This is a genomic window from Hydrogenophaga sp. (genome assembly GCF_022844385.1).
GTDB lineage: Bacteria > Pseudomonadota > Gammaproteobacteria > Burkholderiales > Burkholderiaceae_C > Hydrogenophaga.
The window spans coordinates 1-4,675 of record NZ_JALHLX010000196.1; the positions used below are offsets into that span (position 1 = coordinate 1).

Annotated in this window: 5 protein-coding genes; all 5 read left to right on the forward strand. The window is 65.2% G+C overall.

The genetic code is table 11. The annotated features are described in order from the left end of the window. Positions 1-546: ABC transporter permease (locus Q0C59_RS18800; protein ID WP_407066572.1), on the forward strand; the 546-nt coding region annotated here is incomplete at its 5' end. Between the two features lie 18 nt (positions 547-564). After that, positions 565-1,485 (forward strand): ABC transporter permease, encoded by a 921-nt coding sequence (locus Q0C59_RS18805; protein ID WP_291218441.1) that lies wholly within the window; start codon positions 565-567, stop codon positions 1,483-1,485. A 111-nt stretch (positions 1,486-1,596) separates the two neighbouring features. Continuing rightward, on the forward strand, positions 1,597-2,742 hold the full coding sequence (locus Q0C59_RS18810; protein WP_291218443.1) for a BMP family ABC transporter substrate-binding protein: 1,146 nt from the start codon (positions 1,597-1,599) through the stop codon (positions 2,740-2,742). Positions 2,743-2,809: 67 nt separating this feature from the next. After that, a complete protein-coding gene (locus Q0C59_RS18815; protein ID WP_291218446.1) occupies positions 2,810-3,823 on the forward strand; it encodes an aromatic ring-hydroxylating dioxygenase subunit alpha in 1,014 nt (337 codons plus the stop codon). 16 nt (positions 3,824-3,839) lie between these two features. Next, positions 3,840-4,675 (forward strand): adenosine deaminase (locus Q0C59_RS18820; RefSeq protein ID WP_291218448.1); only part of this gene is annotated, 836 nt, incomplete at its 3' end.

Sequence of the window (4,675 nt, forward strand, 5' to 3'; positions counted from 1 at the left end):
CCGCAGGGCTACAACTTCCCGCAGACCAAGACCTTCGAGGCGGCCACGCAGATTCCGCGCCTCATGGACGGCTCGCGCGTGAACATCGGCCTGCTGCTGGCGCTGGCCGGGGTAGCGGCGGTGTGGGTGTTCCTGTTCCGCACCTACGCGGGTTACGCGCAGCTGGTGGGCGGCCTGGCTCCGGCGGCGGCGCGCTACGCCGGCTTCTCGTCGCGCCGGGCGCTGTGGACAGCGCTGCTTGTTTCAGGCGGCGCGGCCGGGCTGGCGGGTGGGCTGGAGGTGGCGGGGCCCATCGGCCAGCTTACGCCCTATGTGCCGGCGGGCTACGGATTCGCGGCGATCATCGTGGCCTTCGTGGGCCGGTTGCATCCGGTGGGCATCGTGTTCTCGGCCATCCTCATGAGCATGTTCTACATCGGCGGTGAGCTGGCGCAGTCGCGCATGGGGTTGCCGAAATCGATCACCGGGGTGTTTCAGGGGCTGCTGCTGTTTGCGCTGCTGGCTTGCGACACCTTGATCGCTTATCGACTGGTGTGGAAAAGATAAACAACAGGACCGCGCACCATGGAACCTCTTGCACTCCTCTTCGCCGCCTCGCTCAACGCCGGCACCGTGCTGGCCATCGCCTCGCTGGGCCTGCTCATCAACGAGAAAGCCGGCATCGTCAACCTGGGTGCCGAAGGCATGATGCTGTGCGCCGCGCTGGCCGGCTTCGCCGCAGTGGTTCACACCGGCAGCACGGCGCTGGGCTTTGTGGCCGGCATGGCCGCCGGTGCGCTGCTGGCGGCGATCTTCGGTGGCCTGGTGATCTGGCTCAACACCAACCAGTACGCCACGGGCCTCGCGCTCAGCCTGTTTGGCGGTGGCTTCTCGGCTTTTGCCGGTGCGCGCTATGTACAGGAAAAATTGCCCGAGCAAAGCCAGTTCGCCATTCCGTATCTCTCCGACATTCCGCTGCTGGGCTCGGCGCTGTTCCGCCACCACCCCATGGTCTACGCCTGCGTGGCGCTGGTGTTCGGCCTGATCTGGTTTTTGTACCGCACGCGCGCCGGCCTGGTGCTGCGCAGCGTGGGGGAAAGCCCGGAATCAGCCCACGCGCTGGGTTACCCGGTGCGGCGCATCCGCCTGATGGCGGTGATGGCCGGTGGCGCGTTGTGTGGTCTGGCCGGCGCGTATGTGTCCACCGTGTACACGCCGCTGTGGGTGGAAGGCATGATCGCCGGCAAGGGCTGGATTGCACTGGCGCTCACCACCTTTGCCACCTGGCGGCCCGCGCGCGTGTTGCTCGGCGCTTATCTGTTTGGCGGGGTGACCATGTTGCAGTTCCACCTGCAGGGCATCGGGGTCAACGTGCCCAGCCAGTTCCTGACCATGATGCCGTACGTGGCCACCATCGTGGTGCTGGTGCTGATCTCGCGCAACCCGACCTGGATCCGCATCAACATGCCCACCTCGATCGGGAAACCTTTTTATCCGGGCGCATAATTTCGGATGACAATTTTTTGAAGAATCTGGCAGTTCCGATACCCTGCGGGGTGAAGCTCCAAACCTTGTTTTTTTCCGTTCCATCAACCCTCTCAACCCTGAGGTTTACCCATGACAGACTTGAGCAAACGTTCCCTGATGAAGGTCGCGGCGCTGACCGCACTGACCAGCGCCGTGCTGATCGGCTGCGGCAAGAAAGAAGAAGCCGTGCCCGCAGCAGCGCCCGCGCCTGCCGTGGTCGAGGCGCCCAAGCCCGAGCCGCTGAAGATTGCGTTCGCCTACGTCGGCCCTGTGGGTGACGGTGGCTGGACCTTTGCGCACGACAACGGCCGCAAGGCGCTCGAAGCCGAGTTCGGCGACAAGATCGTCACCAGCTTCGTGGAGAACGTGCCCGAGAGCGCCGACGCCGAACGCGTGATCCGCGATCTGGCCGGCCAGGGCAACAAGCTGATCTTCGGCACCACCTTCGGCTACATGGAGCCCATGCTCAAGATTGCGCCCGACTTCAAGGACGTGAAGTTCGAGCACGCCACCGGCTACAAGACCGCCGAGAACATGCGCACCTACGACAGCCGCACCTACGAAGGTGCGTACATGGCGGGCGTGATCGCCGGCAGCATGACCAAGAGCAACAAGCTCGGCGTCGTGGCTTCGATTCCAATCCCGGAAGTGATCCGCAACATCAACAGCTTCACCATGGGCGCGCAGTCGGTGAACCCCAAGGTCACCACCAGCGTGGTCTGGGTCAACGGCTGGTTCGATCCACCGAAAGAAACCGAAGCCGCGACCTCGCTGATCAACGGCGGCGCCGACGTGCTGTTCCAGAACACCGACTCGTCGGCCGTGCTGCAGACTGCCGAGAAGCTGGGCAAGCGCGCCTTCGGCTGGGACTCCGACATGACCGCCTACGGCCCCAAGGCCCACCTGGGTTCGGCCATCATCAACTGGGCGCCGTACTACATCAAGGCCACCAAGGACGCCCTGGAAGGCACCTGGACCACCGGCGGCGTGTGGTGGGGTGTGAAGGAAGGCGCGATCGACATGGTGTCGGTGGCCGAGGACGTGCCTGCTGAAACCAAAGCCAAGGTTGACACCATCCGCGCCGGCTTGAAAGACGGTACGTTCTCGATCTGGAAAGGCCCGATCGTGGGCCAGGACGGCAAGGAAGTGCTGGCCAAGGACGTGGTCGCTGACGACGCGTTCCTGGGTGGCGTGAAGTTCTACGTCAAAGGCGTCGAAGGCAAAGTGCCGAACTGATTCAGCGCTGCGTTTTTTGACAAGGAAAGCCGCCTTCGGGCGGCTTTCCTGTTTGAATGAGGTTCCGATGATCGAACAGCAACTCTGGCACCCCGTGATCGCATCCCATCAGGTGCGCGAGGCGCCTGTGGCCTGCGCGCTGCTGGGCCAGCCGCTCGTGCTCTGGCGCGAGCCCGCGCACGACGGTGAGCGCGTGCATGCCTGGGCCGACCAGTGCCCGCACCGCGGCGCGCAACTCTCGCTGGGCCGGGTGCTGATCGGTGTGCACGGTGCGCGGCTGGAGTGCCCCTACCACGGTTGGCAGTTTGGCCACACTGGTCAGTGCCTGCACATCCCGGCCGCGCCCGATTTCACACCGCCTGCCGGCCATGTGGCCACCGTGTTCGAGGCGCGTGAACGCTTCGGCCTGGTGTGGGTTCGGCTGCAGGCGCCCCAGACTGCACTCGGCGCGCTCGATGACATTCCCGTCTTCGAGGTTGCCGAGGACGCTGCGTGGCGCCGTGTCGTCTGTGGCCCTTACGAACTCAACACCAGCGCGCCGCGCCTGGTGGAAAACTTTCTGGACCTCAGCCATTTCGGTTTTGTGCACGAAGGCTGGCTGGGAGAACGCAGCCATGCCAAGGTGGACACCGGCCAGGTGGAGGAGGGCGCTCAAGGCCTGGCCGTGCTCGGCGCGCGCGCCTGGCAACCCCGTGCCTACGCGGGAGCCGACGAAGGCGCATGGATTCATTACCGTTACGACGTGCCCCACCCCTTCGCCGCCATCCTGCGCAAGGACGCGAGCGAGGGCGACCCGGTGAGCAACGCCATTGCGCTCTTCATACGCCCCGACGGCGACACGGTGTGCACGGCCTGGTTCGTGATGGCCACGCAGGGTGACAGCTCGACCGACCAGGAGCTCGTTGCGTTTCAAGACACCGTGTTTGCACAGGACCGCCCCGTGGTCGAATCGCAGATGCCGCAGACCCTGCCCATCGGCCGTACCGCGCCGGTGACCGAAGTGCACGGACCCGCTGACCGCGTCTCCAGCGCGTACCGCCGATATTTGAAACGCCTGGGCATCGCCCTGGGCACATGCTGAGAGATCCGACATGACCATGACCGCCGCCGAACTCGCCGCCGCCATCCCCAAGGCCGAACTGCACATCCACATCGAAGGCTCGCTGGAGCCCGAGCTGATCTTTGCACTCGCGCAGCGCAACGGCCTGAGCCTGCCGTACGCGAGCGTGGAGGCGCTGCGCGAGGCCTACGCCTTCACCAACCTGCAGAGCTTTCTGGACATTTACTACGCGGGCGCCAGCGTGCTGCTGCATGAGGCCGACTTCCACGACATGGCCTGGGCTTACTTCCTGCGGGCCAAGGCCGACAACGTGGTGCACGCCGAACTCTTCTTCGACCCGCAGACCCACACCGCGCGCGGTGTGCCCATGGCCACGGTGATCCAGGGCCTGTCCAGCGCCTGTGCGCGGGCGCAGGCCGAGCTGGGCATCAGCGCCGAACTCATCCTGTGTTTTCTGCGCCACCTGAGCGAAGAAGACGCCTTCACCACGCTGGAAGCGGCCTTGCCCTTCCGCGAACATTTCATCGGCGTGGGCCTGGATTCGAGCGAAGTGGGCCACCCGCCGAGCAAGTTCTCGCGGGTGTTTTCACGCTGCCGCGAGCTTGGCCTGCGCATCGTCGCGCACGCAGGCGAAGAAGGGCCGCCGGCCTACATCTGGGAAGCGCTGAACGACCTGAAGACCGAGCGTATCGACCACGGCGTACGCTCGCTCGAAGACCCGGTGCTCGTAACCGAACTCGCCCGCCGCCGAACGCCGCTCACCGTGTGCCCGCTGTCCAACCTCAAGCTCTGCGTGGTGAACGACCTGCGCGACCACCCCATGAAGCGCCTGCTCGACGCAGGCCTTTGCGCCATGGTGAACTCGGACGACCC

Bases quoted from the DNA above. Each gene is read 5' to 3' on its own strand.
- Q0C59_RS18810 (WP_291218443.1), top strand. From the start codon at position 1,597: ATGACAGACTTGAGCAAACGTTCCCTGATGAAGGTCGCGGCGCTGACC.
- Q0C59_RS18815 (WP_291218446.1), top strand. From the start codon at position 2,810: ATGATCGAACAGCAACTCTGGCACCCCGTGATCGCATCCCATCAGGTG.
- Q0C59_RS18805 (WP_291218441.1), top strand. From the start codon at position 565: ATGGAACCTCTTGCACTCCTCTTCGCCGCCTCGCTCAACGCCGGCACC.